Origin of the sequence: Colwellia sp. TT2012 (assembly GCF_001440345.1) — a bacterium.
GTDB lineage: Bacteria > Pseudomonadota > Gammaproteobacteria > Enterobacterales > Alteromonadaceae > Colwellia.
The window spans coordinates 309,309-326,168 of record NZ_LJYX01000006.1 but is presented as its reverse complement, the minus strand read 5'-3'; the positions used below and the strand labels follow the sequence as shown (position 1 = coordinate 326,168).

The window sequence follows — 16,860 nt, the reverse complement described above, 5'->3', positions numbered from 1 at the left end:
AAAAGCCAGTAAAGCTTAACTTTACTGGCTTTTTGCTATTCATTATTAGCATATTTTCAATGATTCATTACACCTTGGCAATACGCTTAGCAAAGGTATTTGCCTTATTAAAGCCTATGCTTGAGTTCCTCGCCAGCCTACTAAACATCAAGTAACACCAAGGAACAAGATACAAACTAGTCACTGTTGAGAATGTTAAACCACCTATAATGGCCACAGCCAACGGTGCGTAAGATGGACCATCACCGCCGAGTTGTGTTGAGCCTAGCGCAAGTGGCACCATGCCTAATACGGTTGTCGCCACAGTCATTAACACCGGGCGAAGTCGAGTAACGCATATATCGGCGATCACGGCTTCCAATTGCTCAATATTTGGTGACATCTGATTTATTTGATCAATTAAGACAATGCCATTATTGACCACTATGCCCATCAGTATCAAAATGCCAATCATGCCCATCACCGACATACTGTTACCCGTAAGCAGGAAAAACCAAAAGACACCGACAATGGAGTATAAAATCGAGCTAATAATAGCCGCGGGTAATAATAACGACTCAAATAAAGCCGCCATCACTATATAAATCATGGCTAAAGCCAACAACATATTCACCAACATAATATTTTGCTCTTGTTGCTGGCGATTAAAACCACGTCCCAATTTCCAGGTGTACCCTGCCGGTAAATCAAAACTAGCCATGGCTAGTTCAATACGTTCTTTGGCTTGCTCCATGGTTATATCATTCATGTTTGCCCCTATGGTCAAGGCGGTTTGTCTTTCTTCACGATAAATTGCTGCCAGCCTTGGCTGAACCGTAAATTGAGCAACACTTTCTAGGGTAATATTTTGGCCATCAATTTTAGTAATAGGCAATTTTTTCAATTGATTTAACGAGTACTTAAGTTTTTCATCATAAAGTAAGCGAATATTTACTTCACCATTAGGATCATGACGGAAGCTGCGTAGTTCAACTCCCCGTAACGCCGTGCCGACAATTTGTGCAACTTGTCGAGAATCAAGCCCCAATTGGTTCGCTTTAAAGCGATCTATTACCACCACCATTTCTTTTTGATGCTGAGATACATCACTTTTTACATCGGTTAAGCCGTCAACATGGGCAAGTATCGGCACGATTTGCTCAGAGAGCGTCATTAACATTTCTGTTGAGGCGCCCAACAAGGTGACACTAACACCACCACTTTTAGCACTCTGCCAACCAAAGTCGGGTTTAGCAGCATAAAATGCCGGCATATTTTTTCGAATGCGTTCTTTTAATTCATTCATGGAAATATCGCGACTTTCTTTGAGTAACAAGGTAGAAGAGGCCCGTTCACCACTGTAATAACTGTAAACAGAATCAATATAGAATTCCTCTTGATGTTCATACAAATAGGCTTCCATACGATTCACCATGGCTTCTACATGCTCAAGTGGAAATTGACCTTCAACGTGATAACGCATAAATAGGCGGGTTCCGTCTTGATTGTCATTATTATCTGAGGTGATCACTCCCATAGGAATCGCCGAACTTGCTAAAATCAACAAGGCGCAAAAGCCGGTAATTTTGGGGTGAGCTAATACCCAGGAAAGGCTTTTTTTATAGCGCATACTGCCATTATTAACCGTTGAGTTTTTCTCACTATGGTTCGATTTTTTGCTTGAGCTAGCAACAAGATTTTCCAGTGGAATTTTAGATAATAATAAGGGCAGCAAGGTTTTAGCAATCAATAACGAGGCCGCTAAGGAAATACAGATGGCAATAGCGACATGCTCTAAGAAAACGGTGATTTGTACCTTTTCGCCAATAATATTTGGCAGAAATACTATCATGGTCGTTAATGTGCCTGTCATGACGGCCAAGGAGACTTTATCAACACCGCGCAATATATTGCGAATTTTTTCTTGCTGAGTCGTTGCTGGATTATTCCTGTGTTCGGCAGCAATTGACTCCGTCACCACTACCGAGTTATCAACCAACATACCGACCGCTAATAATAGTCCCATCATTGACAGAATATTCAGTGAGTAGCCTAAAAAGTACATAACCGCTAAGGTGATACAAATAGAAAAGGGTACTGATGCCACCACCAGAATAGTTGCGGTAGTGTTGCGCAGAAAAAGAAATAACACCATAAAGGATAGTACCGCACCAATGGCGCCAGCCATTAACAAGGCCGACAATGAATCGGTCACCCCTTTTGCCTGATCCTCCATCATAAAAATATTGATACCACTAAACTGCGAACTTTGCGATATTTCATCAACCGCGCTAACAACTCGGCCCGCAACATCGACCAGGTTAGCACTGGATTCTTTAAAAATATTGACGCCAATAGCGTAACTTCTATCTAAATGTCGACCGTCGATTCTTTCTGGTTGCTCAAATAACACCTGCGCAATATCGCCAAGATAAACGTTATCTTTAACCACTAGGCCTCGTATATCATTTAGTTGAGTAAACTCACCTTTAGGACTAATGCGAATAGTATTCGTTGCTGACCTTAATGAGCCAGCATTGATGGTAAAGTTATGGGCCTGTAGCATTTTTGTTAGTTGCAAAACATCAATGTTATGACTTGCCATGCGCTCGCTCATTAAGCGGATAGATATTTGTCGCTGGTCTACGCCATAAAGCTCAACTTTTGAAACGCCAGGCAGGCGCTCCAGTGGTTTTTTCAAATAATTATTGAGCAGCTGAAAGCTGTTTTTCAGTTCACGTTCACTGGAAATACGCAGCGTTAAAATAGGCATATCCGCAGTTGAAAACTGATAGACAAAGACACGTTGTAAATCTTCCGGTAATAAATGACGAATGGCATCAATTTTCTCACGCGCTTCTATCGCTTTGCCCGTTAAACTAGTTTCCCATGCAACTTCAATACTTATTTCTGCGCCATGCTCTGTTGAGCGCGAACTAAGTCGCTTTATGCCCCCCATAGTTGCCAGTGCTTCTTCTAGGGGTTTAGTCACTAAGCGCTCGACTTCTGCAGGGCTTGATGCTTGATACGGCGCACTTATCATCATTTCAGGGATGTCGATACCCGGCCATTTTTCCAAGGGCAGTAACTGTGTTGCCGCTATACCCATCATCAACATGGTTAGACAAAGCATCAAGGTGGTTACTGGTTTTTTAAGCGCCAGCGCAGTTAAGTTAAAGCTACTATTAGACATTTTGTGGCTCCGGTAATGCGCTTATGCCAGGCTCGTTATTCTCTTCAACACATAAACCGTCAACGGTCAGCGAAGCAATTTTTTTATGATCAAACAAATGATAAAGCACAGGTAAAACGATTAAGGTTAATAGCGTTGAGCAAAGTAGACCGCTGATTACTGTTATCGCCATAGGCGTTCTGAGCTCGGCCCCTTCGCCCACCCCGAAGGCCATAGGAAGCAAGGCCAGTGCTGTGGTAAGTGTCGTCATTATAATAGGACGTAATCGAGACTGAGCAGCCTGCGTTATAGCCATAGCTTTATCTAAACCTTGGCCACGTAATTGGTTAATTCTATCAAGTAAAACAATGGCATTATTCACCACAATACCCGCCAACATAATCAAACCAATAAAGACGATGACACTGATATTACAGCCAAATAAATATAAGCCATAAATAGAGCCAACACCGGCTAGCGGTACGCTGAACAAGATTAATAAGGGTTGTAATAATGACTCAAACTTAGAAGCCATCACTAGGTAAACTAAAAATACCGCCAAGGTTAATGCCATCAGCATGGAGTTAAATGACTGTTGCATTTCTTCGCTTTGTCCGCCAAAAGTCGCTACTACGCTTAACGGCAGTTTTAATTGCTCGATTAATTCATTGGCCTTAGCTAAGGCACTATTTTGATCGCCCATCGCTATATTGGCACTAATAATCGCAACACGCTGTTGGTTAATGCGGTTAATTTGCGCTGGACCAACGGTCTCAACAATAGTACTGATACTGTCAAGTGTGATAGGAAAGTCACTATTGGGGTTAACCACAAGCTCCCTTAAATCGGCAATAGAATCACGTTGCTTGGCAGCGCTACGTACTAAAATATCTATCTTTCGATCAAGTAAGGTATATTTACTGGCAATATTCCCGCCGATGTTCACCGCAACAAGTCGTGCTATATCGGGTGCATTCAAGCCTAACTGAGCAATTTTTTGCTGATTAAAATGTATCGCTAGTTCTGGTTGCCCTTTACGTTGGCTATTGGCAACATCAACAAACTGTGCATCTTGGTGCATCAATGTTGTTAATTTATTACTGTAGCTGGTTAGCAAGTTAAGATCATAACTTGCCAATTCTATGCTGATTGGTTTACTAAAAGTAAACAATTCCGGTTGGTTTAATTGGGTAGTAGCGCCAACAATTTTTTCACTATACTGACGAATATCCGCCATCACTTGTCGTTCATCTTGACTATCATGCAGCATTATTTGCAACCTAGCCTGATGCTCACCACCTTTATCCGCATTACTGGTCATTAAACTGCCTCGACCCGTTAATGAATAGGTACTTTTAATGCGTTTATCTTGCTGTAATTGTTGAGCTATTTTATTTATGGTGTTGTCTGTTACTGCCAGCGGTGTACCCGGAGCAAGCTCAAGTTCAAGATAAAACTCTCCTTGCGCCAAAGGCGGTAATAATTCCACCCCTATTTTAGGTAAGATAAAGAAAGCTGAACCCGCAAAGACTAGGCTGATCAGTAAGGTACTAACACCATGTTTTAACGCTAGAGCTAACGATTTGTCATAAAATGCGGCTAACCGCTCAAAGACAAAATTAAATCCGGCGCTAAGTGGCTTCATGATAAAGGCAGCGACTTTATTAATCCCATGAAAAACCATAAGCACAATACGGGTAATAAGCATAGGCAACCAAATAAAAATAACTTTAACGGGTAAAGCTAAGATAAAGGTTATTTTTTTAGTCCAAACCAACGCTTTAAAACTAATTTTGTCCACATCACTATCGTCTTTTTCTTGCTCTGCTGCTGGCGACATCTGTCTTGAAGCCAGCATTGGTATCAAGGTTAGCGCCACAACTAATGAAGCAATGAGGGCAAAAGCGACTGTCATGGCTTGATCGGCAAACAGCTGTCCGGCGACACCTTCGACAAAAATTAACGGCACAAAAACAGCCAACGTAGTGAGTGTTGAGGCAATAATAGCGCCACTCACTTCTTTAGTGCCTTTTCGAGCAGCTTCAACAACATTCAAGCCCTGCTCTTTATAGCGGGCAATATTTTCCAACACCACGATGGCATTATCGACCAGTAACCCCATTGCTAAGGCAATGCCACCAAGGGACATGATATTAAGACTGATATCGTTAGCATACATCATGTTAAATGTGGCAATAACCGACACCGGTATTGATAAAGAAATAATAAGGGTTGGGATAATCGAGCGCAAGAAAAGGTATAGGATGAACATTGCCAATAAACCACCAATGATCGCCGCTGATTTCACCTCGCTAATGGCATTAGTAATAAAGGTTGATTGATCATAGACCACGGTTAATTGATAGCGATCCCCCAATAACTTATTAATGGCATCGAGCTTATTATTGATTAAGTTTGCCACTTGCACCGTATTAGCATCACCTTCTTTATAGATGGCTAATTCAACCGCCTCAACAGCGTTAATACGGGTTATATCGGTGCGTTCTTTGTAACCATCAACAATGGTAGCAATATCACTTAGGGTGATTATTTTCTCATTTTCGCGATAAACCACCAGATCGCCAATTTGACTGATATGAGTAAACTGATTCAGCGTACGCACTAGGTATTGAGTATTGCCCTCAATTAACTTACCGGCGGAAATGTTGATATTTTCGGCATGAATTCGATTAATGATATCTTGACTACTTAAATTAAGCTGCGCCAACTTGTGTTGATCAATAACAACTTGATATTCTTGTTCAAGACCACCACCTAACTTTACCGATGCCACACCGAGTAGTGATTCTAATTGGCGCTTCACCTCATATTCAGCAAACGTTCGTAGCTCAGTTAAGCCAGCCACCGAATTATCTGAAGTTTGCAAACCCAAACGGATAATGGGATCTAAAGACGGGTTAAACTTCAAAATAAGTGGCTTTTGTACATCAAGGGGTAAACGAATAAGATCGAGCTTTTCCCTCACTTCTAAGCTGGTGATATCCATAGCAACATCCCAGTCAAACTCAAGTAACACATCTGACTGCCCCGCTTTAGATACCGAGCTTATTTTCCTTAATCCCTTTACCACACCAACCGCTTCTTCAATGGGTTTAGTAATTAATTGCTCAATTTCAGCAGGGGCGGCTCCTATATAGTTAGTGCGCACAGTCAAGGTAGGATAAGACAGTTCCGGTAACAGGTTAACCGCCAGCCGAGATAAGCCCACTAAACCAAAAAGCATGACGGCAAAAGTAAACATCCATATGGTAACCGGACGTTTTATCGCCACATCAACAATACTCATGATAATGCTCCAATGGTATTTACACTACTGATTAACAAGGCAATAAAAATTATTAAAATGGTGGCTACCGGGTGTTTGGCAACCACTAAGAATAAGCTATCAATCAAAATATTCATGCTACTGACTCTCTATTTAGTCGCTATTACGATTACCGTGTCGGTCTCGATTAACTCTTCATCATTGAAACTATCTTCTGCGCTAGGTTTGGCATTTAATATTTCAACCAAGGCGTTTGCTTTGAGGTTATGTTGACCGTTAACTACGACACTATCACCTTCATGTAACTCACCACTTATCTCGGTCAGTTGCTCTTGCACAAAACCTTTGTTGATTAACACTTCTACCGCTTTATTATCCTTTACTAAGTAAATTTTACTTTGGTTATCAAGGGTAATGATGGCATCCGTTGGAATAGTTAAGGTATCTTTGTGGGTAGCAAAAGTCAGAGCGATTTGTGCAAACATACCTGGCTTTAATTGCAACTCGTCATTAGCTAAAGACAAAATCACCTTGAAAGTACCACTGCGGCTGTCGATTACCGGAGAAATTGACCGTACTTGCGCAATAAATTGTTGCCCTTGTCGAGCACTAAAGTTTAATAAGGCCTGTTGCCCTAATTTCACATAGCTCAGCTTATGTTCCGGTAAATAAACCACAGCTTGTAAACTTGATTGGTCAACAATATGGAATAATTTTTGATAGCCTTGGGTAAAGTGACCCGTTTTAATAAGGCGCTGGGAAATATAACCTGAAATGGGCGCAACAATTTGACTGTCCAGCAAATCTAGGACGGCTAAGTCTCTTGCCGCTATCGCAGCTCTATGCTGATATTTCAATTTATCTGAGGCTTGTGCACTCACTAATTGCTTTTCGACCATTAAAGACAAACGCTGCAACTCCTGCTTAATACCGGCAAGTTCAGCTTCCGCTTTATCGAGTGCTAATTGATAACGTCTAGCATCAACTTTAGCCAGCAGTTGACCTTTTTCAACAAAATCACCTTCTTCAACCGTTAGCTCTTCAATAATACCGGTCACGCGGGTGATAATGTCCGCTTCATTACGAGATTCTAATATCGCTGTGGTGTGGAAATTTGATGAAATGTCTTTACGCTCGATACTCACCACCATTACAGGTATGGCAAATTCTGCAATTTTATTATCCTCCTCCTTCGCTTCGGGCTCTGAACACGCGGTTAAAAAGGCGGTTGTCAGCAGTGCTGAAACAAGAAGTGATGTTTTAGAAAAAGTAAGCATTAGATATTTCCGTATTTTTAATAATGCATTAAAAATAGCACAAGCTATGCCAGTTACTCATTTTCTATATGTAACAGTAAGTTACATTTAAAAACACCGATTAACAATTCACTATGTGGTTAAATTGACTAATGAATTAGTGTTTTACTTATTTATTGTTGTCAAATTAACTATTTATCCTAGGTCCACGGCAAGAGGCAGGATTCCGTGAGAATTTAAAAGACTTAAGGGTATTATCATTTGTCGCGGTCAGAAACCATGCTTTGAGCCCCAGGCAACTGGACCGAGTAATGTAAATATCGGCAATGTTTTCATGGTGCTGTGGGTAGAGCGCAAGCACTAACAGAGTTTTGCGAACATCTACACTTAAAAAAACGATCAACGGTGTCAATTTGCCAAAAACTGCTTGCTTAATTATTAATAAATATATCCATTTAGGTAAATTACTCACTTAAGGCTTGAAAGACTATATTGTGGTAATAGCTGCTACTATTTTAACGGTAGCTTATACTGAGCCTGCTGACAGCGTTGTCTAAGCCGTAAATTACAAGGGAACCAAAACCAATGACCAATCCTTTTATTATTTCAATACTGGGATATTTAAGAGAACAGAACAGTTCCTGCTCGCTGGTTGATTTGGTGGCTCTTTGTCAGCAGGACTTTCTTTCACTTATTCTAAGGGATGTCGATCCTCAGATAGTGATTTTCCAAAAGAATTTTTTTGTTATGAACGCGCTTTATCAAATTCAACGTGATATTCAAACAGAGGGATTTTCACTTACAATTTTTCCACTAGAAATCTGTATGATGCCGAATCGCTCTGGGGCTAAAGACACACTGACCACGCGCGACACTGACCTGGCCCGCTACTATTTGGACTGGTCTAATTTGAATAACATCACTGTTGAAGAGGTTGAGACACTCTTTTCTAGTTTTTGGCAAAGATATAGTGCGGTAGATAAGATTGATGCTGCTCTGGCTACCCTAGGGATAGAGCAAGAGGTGGATTGGTTTGATATACGTCAGGCTTACCAAAAAAGAATTGTCATTAGTCACCCTGATAAAGGCGGCTGTGCCGATGACTTTATCGAAACCCGAGCAGCCTATGAAATTTTAAGATTCAGTTATCATCGAACTTGACGCTAATTTTGTCTTTATTTATCTCAAAGTGAGCGTTAGGTGATGCTACCTTGCCACTGTCGACCGTCTATTCTATGAGCATGACCCAGAAATTTACGCTATCGGATTCACTAATTTCGTTAGGCACTAACGGTAATCGTCCGTTGTATTGATGTTTGACTAACACTGACCTCTTTTTCAATCTCTCGTAATGTGAAGCCCTCACCATGTAACTTCATTATCCGTAAATGAATAACCTCGGTAATAACATTAGGAAGGCCAAAAGCTGCAGCATAACCATTTTTACGTTCTTTCTTTTTAGCCGTGAAAGGCCTATTTATTAGTGGTATTGGCCGTATTGATTTTCTGCTTTTATGAGCTACTGGAGCCGTTGATGTAATGGCTTCAGGTATTGGTGCTGTTTTCTTATGTTCAATCAATAGCGGTATCGCTTTACTCAGTGCTTTTTCTACCGCGCGAGTAATGATATCTTCAAGTTCATCCGTTGTTAATTTAATGGTGTTGTTTTTTTTCGATGAATTCGCCGCGACATGCTGCGACTTTTTAGCTATTTTTTTCTGCGACACCTTTGATAACGCACCGAAAACACGTATTAACTCAGTAGTATCAATTTGTGGTTTACCTAACGTGTCACGTACCATTGTTAGCTTGCCGTTAGCTATGTATCGCTGAATTGTTCTTCGTGACTTCTTTACTAGTAATGCGCTATCAGTGATATTGTTAATAGCCATACGACACCTTTTTTAATGTTATTTCACTGCGACATATTAGATGCTTTGCTGAGAGCATAGTCAATACTGGACAAAAGAAAATCAACACTCATTGTTGGCTTCGGTGCTACGAATAAATCACACTCTTCTTGCTTTAAAATACTCTTTATACCATCATTCGCGCACTTTAATAGACAAGTGCTATTATTGGACAAATAGACTAAATTACTTAACTGTAATGGAAGGTCGTTTAACGATGAAATTTTAGGACCCTTAATATGTTAAATAAACACGCGATTGCCATACTTGCCTGCTTATCTCTATTTTTAACTGCTTGTAATTCAGACAATAAAGAACAAGCAAAGTTTTCTTTAGGGCTTAGCGATGCGCCCGTAGATGACGCTGAAATAGTCATGATTAAAATAGATAGTATTAAAGTAATCAATACAGATGAAAGTAATGGTAAACAAGAAATATTGATAGAAAGATTTACCTATGAAGGTGCCTTGGTTGATAGCATTCAGGTAAATTTACGCGATTTGACTGGTACACGGCAAATTAAAATTATTGATGAGGCGCAAGGCATAAGCTTAGACGATGGTGTTTATACCATGGAATTAAACGTCGATGATGCTGGCTCTTATGTGGTATTAGCAAGCAATGGCGAAAAATATGATATTAAAATCCCTAGCTCTCGTTTAAGACTGGGTGAATTTACTGTTCATAGTGATGCCGTACAAGTTGATGATAAACCGGCTTATACCATCGAATTCGACCTCAGCCAATCTTTAGTTTTACGCGGTAATGACCCAGCGAAAAATGGCTATATCATTAAGCCCCATGGCGTACGCATCGTCAGTTTATATGGTGATATTTCAGGTACAGTTTCTGCTATTAACACTAATTTAGGTGCTTGTATGGTTTATTTGTATGATGGCACACTAACAGAGTCAGCAGACTTAGCCGATCTTTTTGATAGTAATGATGTCTCATTTGTAGGTCCAGTGCCAACGGCAATAGCGCCACTAGCAGCAACTAATGTTGATGTTAGTGGTACTGTTGATGTTAAAGGCACTTACAGCATAGGTTTTGTGCCTGAAGGTGATTATACCCTAGCATTACGATGTAATAGTGAAACTGATGATAATATTCTATATGAGCGATTAACGATTCCCTCAGTTGACATTAAATCACAACCCGTTGAAGACAACTTACAAACAGTTCATATTTCAGCTGACAGCCCCAGTATTGTTGATTTTTAACGGTAAACACTCTCAGAACTTATAAGGCCAAGCACTCGCTTGGCCTTTTTATTTATCGATTATTCACTGCTAGCTCTAGCAAACCGCCTAGGCATACATTTCCTCTACTTGCTTAACTTTGAAATGATAAACAATTGTCATAGTCTGCTAGTCAAAATATCTTAACCGAACTGTGTTCAGCTACCTTGCTAAACACAGATTAGACAGTAAACTTTAATATGTTCATAACAATTATTTGAGGCATTTTTTTACCGTGGTTTATTTAAAAATTGTATTTTTATTATTGCTCTATTTGCTAATTTGTCCTGCTATTCAGGCTGAATCATCCTATACCGTGAAGCTAGGTACCAAGGTGGCATGGCCGCCATATCACCTTGACTTAAAATCGGGGGCTGCAGGCATTGCGGTTGAAGCTTTGGACTGTGTGATGGCACGCATTAAACAGCCCTATGAAATAAACAAGCTGCCTTGGTCTCGCGCGCAAGCGTTAACTAAGTCTGGCGCCTTAGATGGTTTTTTCTCAGCCTCTCAAAGTGATAAAAGAGACCGCTATGCCGAGCTCTCATCGGTCTTTATCCCGCAAATACGTAAGTTCTATTTTTTAAAAAAATATTTCCCGGCACAATTGCAGCTATATTCCATTGACTATATAAAAGTAAATTTTACCGTTGGTGCTAGGTTTAGCTCTAATGCGATGAATTATTTAAAAATAAATAACTATAATATTGGTGCAGAGCACCTTAGTGAAACCGTATTAATGAGAATGCTCGATGCGGGTCGAATGGATGCGGTGTTAGAGAATTCGTTGGTTTTTGCACTTATGGTCAAAAACAAAAACAGATCGATGGATGAATATTTAAGTGTCGAAGTGGGTAAAAAAAACATGGGAGTATATTTTAGTAAAAAATTTTTAGACCTACACCCAAACTTTCTCACCTTATTCAATGCAAACATCCCACCTTGTAGCTTAATAAAATAAAATCTAAAGCTGCGATAAGTAACTTGCCGTTAGATTAGCAGGGCTATCACCAAAGTGTGTTAGTTGTTGATAGTTCTCTCGCGGTGGCGAGTCTTCTAGCGGCTGAACGGTGGCTAGAGCAACCGTACTAATAAAGCGCAGGGCAATCGAAGATATTTCCCTAATTAGAGGCAACATAAAAGTTAAAAGTGCTATAGGCATTTAAAATCCGCCGAGAATATTGGTCGATGATAAAAGAAATAAGCGACAAAACAGAGCTGATATAGCAAGTAAAACTCATCTATAAAAGACGGCTTCGTTTATGTTTACAATCAAAGAAAGCATTGCCGCTATTTAACCAGAAACTAGTTATTCTGCTCTAAATACCTTTGTGTCATTGTTATTAATCGCTGTTTTTCACTTTTCGAGATAAAACTCGCCGCGATGGCATTAAAGGTAAATTGAGCAATTTCAACTTTGCTCATCGGTAATGCTCGATTAACCGCTAAAAAATTATCCGTCATATAACCACCAAAATAGGCTGGATCGTCAGAGTTAATCGTTACACAAACGCCCTTGCGCAACAGAGCAACTATATTGTGTTGTTCCATACGCTCAAATACTTTTAGCTTAATATTAGAGAGCGGACAAACGGTAAGTGGAATGCGTTCACTAACCAGCTGCTTCACTAGCTCTTCATCTTCGGTGCAGCGAACACCATGATCAATGCGAGTAATATGTAGTAAGCGCAATGCCTCATGGATATTACTTGCTGGACCTTCCTCCCCCGCATGGGCGACCGTTAAAAAACCTTGCTTAATGGCTTGTTTAAATACTCGCTCAAATTTAGCTGCTGGGTGACCAACCTCAGTTGAATCCAAGCCGACAGCAATAATTTTATCTTGATGGTCTTGTGCTTGTGCTAAGGTTTTAAATGCTGACTCTTCATCCAAATGCCGTAAGAAACACATAATTAATTTGCTGCTAATACCTAGCTCAGTAGTGCCTTTTATCAGTGCTCGATGAATACCGTTAACCACAGTGTCAAAACAAATACCACGTTGCGTATGTGCTTGTGGATCAAAGAATATTTCAGTATGCACAACATTATCTACTTGGCAACGCAGTAAGTAGGCCCAGGTTAGCTCAAAAAAATCTTGCTCATTGATAAGTACATTGGCTCCTTGGAAGTAAATGTCTAAAAATGATTGTAGGTTGTGAAAATTATAGGCATCTCTCACCTCAGCAATTGAATTGAACGGGATATCAATATGATTACGCTTGGCAAGCGCAAGCATAAGTTCAGGCTCAAGGGTGCCTTCAATATGAAGATGGAGTTCAACCTTAGGTAAGGACTGGATAAATTCTTTCATGACTTAGTTCCCAATAATTTAAAAAGTTCATTCAGTACTTTTTTGAATAAAATTATTCAAACAAAGAGCAAAGCATTAAAGCACTAAACTCTTCGTAATCAGGATTTATTGGTTCCTGGTAGAGACCCCCAATCCATATCATTGGTGTTATACGAAGGGCAGTTAGTTATTACCTCGAGATAATGACTAGCTTGATATTCGATACTGCCTCATTTTTTTATACAAGTCTATAGACGGTCCGTGACTAGGTAACTTGCCGATGGTGAGTTAATCACGACGATTCCGTATTAAAACTTTATTTGTGCAACAAAAAGATGCTAGCAACAATGTTTTTATCTTCCTATACATATTATAAGCACAAAAATATAGACACAAAAAAGCCCCTATTAACTTAACATTAAATAGAGGCTTTATATTTTACTTATAGTATTAATTAATAAGGATAAATTATGATTTATTTACCATACTAATTTAACACTAATAGTTTTATATCATTTAGAACGGAATATCGTCATCAAAATCAATTGATGGTTCTTGTGGATTCACTTTCGGAGCTTGCTGCTGCTCTTTCTTAGCAAAGCCACCTTGTTGTGCTGGAGCTTGCTGCTGCTCTTGCTTAGCAAAGCCACCTTGTTGTACTGGAGCTTGTTGCTGCTGCCCTTGGTTAGAGAAGCCACCTTGTTGTGCTGGAGCTTGTTGCTGCTGCCCTTGGTTAGAGAAGCCACCTTGTTGTGCTGGAGCTTGTTGCTGCTGCCCTTGGTTAGAGAAGCCATCTTGTTGTGGTGCTTGTTGCTGCTGCCCTTGATTAGAGAAGCCACTGCTCTGCCCTTGAGACGATTTACCATCTAACATTTGCATTACCCCGTTAAAGCCTTGTAAGACGATTTCAGTGGTATATTGCTCTTGACCTTGTTGATTGGTCCATTTACGTGTTTGCAAAGAGCCTTCAAGATATACTTTTGAACCTTTTTTAAGGTACTCACCCGCAATTTCAGCTAGTTTGCCAAACATAACAACACGATGCCATTCAGTTTTTTCTTTTTGCTCACCAGTTTGTTTGTCTTTCCATGATTCTGACGTTGCAACAGTAATATTTGCTACTGCGCTGCCATTTGGCATAAAACGGACCTCAGGATCTTTACCTAAGTTACCTATAATGATTACTTTATTTACACCCGCCATGAAAATATCCTATTGATTGAGCTATTAAGACAACCGCTGTTTCTTTACCTATTTTAAGAGAAAGAAAGTTTGTCTTTGAGATTTAGTTTAAGGGGAGTAATTCTATAGTGAGCGGCGATCAAATTCGAGTGATTTTTTGTTAAAAAGCACATTTATTTAATTTAAATTCACTATAGAAATATTCAAGGCTATTGCTTAGCAGCAGTCACCTATAATAACCACGATGATTTTCAACACTAATTAATTGTTATCGCAAAGAATTAATAGCAAATCATTCAAGTTTGTCCCTAACAAGCTAACAAATTGTCGCTCAAGCTGCCTTATTTTCAATGAGGTGTTCGGCCAGTTGTGCTCGAATATCATCGGTGATTTTTTTAGAATTTTGCGCTTTATAATCATAATGTATCATAGTAGCCGTACCCGAAACGCATTTTTCACCGTGTTGCCATAGCTCTTGATAAACATCAAATGAGGCACCACCAATACGGCTAATGTAAGTTTTTATCTCAATTTCTTGACCATAAAATAACTGACCATGATAAGACACTTCAATTTTAGCGATGATCAGTTGCCATTTTTTCGGATCCAAATCAGGGGTAAAAAACTTAAAAATAGCAGCTCGTGCCCCTTCAAACCAAACGGGTGGTTTAGTATTATTTATATGACCTAAAGCATCGGTATCACTAAAGTGTGGCATCATTTTTTCACTGAACATAACTAACCTTTTTATCATTTTAAGCTTAACTGCAACTCATTTACCTACAGCTATATTACTTTATCTTATAAGATACTATATTTTATAAGATAAAGTATCTTAACTATCATTAGAAATTTCATAAATATTAGAGATAAATACATGAATAAGTCGTTAACCTTACTTAGTTATTTTTGTGCTTACCTAGTGTTCACCTTAGTAGTGAATATTAGCACTGCCACGCTGGCCTTTGCCTCTGCTGATGCCAAAGCCCCTGAAAGAGCCACAGGTCAAGGTCCTTATAAACGACTGATTCTTCGGGGCGGTATTATCATTAATGGCGAAGGTGCACCCGCGCGTGGACCCATGGATATTGTCATTGAAAATGATCGCATTGTACAAATAGTCAATGTGGGCAACCCCGGTGTGCCTATTGCGCCAACACGACGTCCCATAGCTCGCCCAGGTGATAAAGAAATTAATATTGAGGGTCAATATGTACTGCCTGGTTTTATTGATATGCATGGCCATATTGGTGGCAGTGCCGATAACATTCCGGCTGAGTATGTCTTTAAACTCTGGCTAGCTCACGGTATTACCACAGTACGAGAGCCAGGCAGTTTTAATGGTATTGAGTGGGTTATGGATCATGTCAAGCGTAGTGAAGAAAACACTATAGCTGCACCACGTATTATGCCCTACTTTAGCTTTGGTTTAGGTTTAGATGAAAGTATAACGACAGTAAAACAAGCGCAGCAATGGGTTAAGTCTATTGCTAAAAAAGGCGCTAAAGGAATTAAGTTCTTTGGCGCAACACCCGAGATAATGACAGCAGCACTTAGCGCAGCGAAAAAACAGGGTTTAGGTAGCATGATGCATCATGCGCAACTTGACGTCACCAATATGAATGTCCTTGATTCAGCCCGCTTAGGGCTGACCTCAATGGAGCATTGGTACGGTCTTCCGGAAGCATTATTTGAACATCAGCAAATTCAAAATTACTCGCCAGATTACAATTATAATAATGAACAACATAGGTTTGCTGAGGCGGGTCGGTTATGGCAACAGGCAGCAAAACAAAATAGCGAGAAATGGTTAAGCGTGCGTGATGAATTACTCAGTTTAGATTTCACCTTAAATCCAACCTTTACCATTTATGAAGCAAATCGCGATTTAATGCGTGATATGAATGCCGACTGGCATAAAGAATATACCCTGCCAACCTTATGGGACTTTTTCCAACCTAACCGTAATGCTCATGGTTCATATTGGTTTGATTGGACCACTGATGATGAAATAGCGTGGAAGAAAAACTACCAACTATGGATGAGTTTTGTTAACGATTATAAAAACCATGGTGGTCGAGTAACCGTAGGCTCAGACTCAGGCTATATCTTTAAAATTTATGGTTTCAGTTATATTCGAGAATTAGAGTTACTAAGAGAAGCCGGTTTTAATGCCTTAGAAGTTATTCAATCAGCCACCATCAATGGCGCAGAAGCACTTGGCATGAGCGACGAAATAGGCTCTATCCGTGTTGGTAAAAAAGCAGATTTGGTGATAGTGGCCGAAAATCCATTGCGTAATTTTAAAGTGCTTTATGGCACCGGACATTTTCGTTTAGATGAAAATAATAAGCCTATCCGCGCAGGTGGCATAAATTACACCATAAAAGACGGGATTGTTTATGATGCCAAGTTATTACTTGAGCAAGTAAGAACAATGGTTAACGACGCTAAAATCAAAAAAATTGATAGTATTAAACGAGCAAAACACTAAATAAAAACGGTTAATTGACTAGTTAAGGCTATAGTTAAATGAGTAATG

General features: G+C 39.8%; 12 protein-coding genes and 1 riboswitch. Of the genes, 4 read left to right on the top strand and 8 right to left on the bottom strand.

What is annotated here, in order from left to right; translation table 11 throughout:
* Positions 1-67: 67 nt before the first annotated feature.
* From ASU03_RS03150 to ASU03_RS03140, 3 genes are all read right to left on the bottom strand, one after another.
* Complete coding sequence (locus tag ASU03_RS03150; RefSeq protein WP_057830432.1) at positions 68-3,172, bottom strand: efflux RND transporter permease subunit; 3,105 nt, start codon at positions 3,170-3,172, stop codon at positions 68-70.
* A complete protein-coding gene (locus tag ASU03_RS03145; RefSeq protein WP_057830431.1) occupies positions 3,165-6,458 on the bottom strand; it encodes an efflux RND transporter permease subunit in 3,294 nt (1,097 codons plus the stop codon). The genes ASU03_RS03150 and ASU03_RS03145 overlap by 8 nt, the downstream gene beginning before the upstream one ends.
* A gap of 128 nt (positions 6,459-6,586) precedes the next feature.
* On the bottom strand, positions 6,587-7,714 hold the full coding sequence (locus ASU03_RS03140) for an efflux RND transporter periplasmic adaptor subunit (protein WP_057830430.1): 1,128 nt from the start codon (positions 7,712-7,714) through the stop codon (positions 6,587-6,589).
* 564 nt (positions 7,715-8,278) lie between these two features.
* Here ASU03_RS03140 and ASU03_RS03135 point away from each other — a divergent pair.
* Entirely contained in the window at positions 8,279-8,854 is a 576-nt protein-coding gene (locus ASU03_RS03135; protein ID WP_057830429.1) for a DNA-J related domain-containing protein, read from the top strand.
* Between the two features lie 119 nt (positions 8,855-8,973).
* Here ASU03_RS03135 and ASU03_RS03130 read toward each other — a convergent pair whose 3' ends face one another.
* Complete coding sequence (locus ASU03_RS03130; RefSeq protein ID WP_057830428.1) at positions 8,974-9,585, bottom strand: hypothetical protein; 612 nt, start codon at positions 9,583-9,585, stop codon at positions 8,974-8,976.
* A 257-nt stretch (positions 9,586-9,842) separates the two neighbouring features.
* On the opposite strand from ASU03_RS03130, the gene ASU03_RS03125 reads away from it, so the two are divergent.
* Together ASU03_RS03125 and ASU03_RS03120 are read left to right on the top strand one after the other, a co-directional pair.
* Positions 9,843-10,826, top strand: coding sequence for a DUF4382 domain-containing protein (locus ASU03_RS03125; RefSeq protein ID WP_057830427.1), 984 nt, complete (start codon positions 9,843-9,845; stop codon positions 10,824-10,826).
* 253 nt (positions 10,827-11,079) lie between these two features.
* Complete coding sequence (locus tag ASU03_RS03120; protein ID WP_057830426.1) at positions 11,080-11,805, top strand: transporter substrate-binding domain-containing protein; 726 nt, start codon at positions 11,080-11,082, stop codon at positions 11,803-11,805.
* Positions 11,806-11,808: 3 nt separating this feature from the next.
* Here the strand turns inward: ASU03_RS03120 and ASU03_RS03115 are convergent, their stop codons facing one another.
* The 4 genes from ASU03_RS03115 to ASU03_RS03100 all read right to left on the bottom strand — a co-directional run bounded on the left by ASU03_RS03115 (position 11,809) and on the right by ASU03_RS03100 (position 15,054).
* Positions 11,809-12,006 (bottom strand): hypothetical protein, encoded by a 198-nt coding sequence (locus ASU03_RS03115; protein ID WP_057830425.1) that lies wholly within the window; start codon positions 12,004-12,006, stop codon positions 11,809-11,811.
* A gap of 143 nt (positions 12,007-12,149) precedes the next feature.
* Positions 12,150-13,157, bottom strand: a complete 1,008-nt coding sequence (locus ASU03_RS03110; protein WP_057830424.1) for an adenosine deaminase — start codon at positions 13,155-13,157, stop codon at positions 12,150-12,152.
* Between the two features lie 75 nt (positions 13,158-13,232).
* Positions 13,233-13,332: riboswitch (purine riboswitch) on the bottom strand.
* A 320-nt stretch (positions 13,333-13,652) separates the two neighbouring features.
* Positions 13,653-14,339 carry a single-stranded DNA-binding protein gene (ssb, locus tag ASU03_RS03105; RefSeq protein ID WP_057830423.1) on the bottom strand — a complete coding sequence of 229 codons (687 nt, stop codon included), beginning with the start codon at positions 14,337-14,339 and terminating at the stop codon, positions 13,653-13,655.
* A 310-nt stretch (positions 14,340-14,649) separates the two neighbouring features.
* Complete coding sequence (locus ASU03_RS03100) at positions 14,650-15,054, bottom strand: acyl-CoA thioesterase (RefSeq protein WP_057830422.1); 405 nt, start codon at positions 15,052-15,054, stop codon at positions 14,650-14,652.
* A 141-nt stretch (positions 15,055-15,195) separates the two neighbouring features.
* Here ASU03_RS03100 and ASU03_RS03095 point away from each other — a divergent pair, with 141 nt between their 5' ends.
* On the top strand, positions 15,196-16,812 hold the full coding sequence (locus ASU03_RS03095; protein WP_082627121.1) for an amidohydrolase family protein: 1,617 nt from the start codon (positions 15,196-15,198) through the stop codon (positions 16,810-16,812).
* The last annotated feature ends 48 nt before the right edge of the window (positions 16,813-16,860 follow it).